At 68.0% G+C, this 247-nt stretch carries 1 pseudogene; it reads right to left on the reverse strand.

The annotated features are described in order from the left end of the window. Positions 1-247: pseudogene (locus tag SB725_RS33105) on the reverse strand (TonB-dependent siderophore receptor); the annotation flags it as partial.

Raw genomic sequence — 247 nt, forward strand, 5'->3', positions numbered from 1 at the left:
CACCTCGGTAAGGGTTTGTGATTGCTGGTCGTCCATGCGCTGGCGGGTCACCACCGAGACCGAGCGCGGCGTGTCGGCCAGGGCGCTGCTGGTCTTGCTGGCGGTGGCGCTGGCTACCGCGCGGTAGCCACTGTCGCCCTGGCCATTGCTGGCGACCAGGGTTGCGGCGTTGATGGCGGTGGCATCGAGTTGCAAGGCATTGCCGTCGGCGACCGGTTGCAGCACATAGCCGGCGCTGCCTTGCGGT

Source organism: Pseudomonas sp. SIMBA_041, assembly GCF_046535095.1.
Lineage (GTDB): Bacteria > Pseudomonadota > Gammaproteobacteria > Pseudomonadales > Pseudomonadaceae > Aquipseudomonas > Aquipseudomonas mucoides.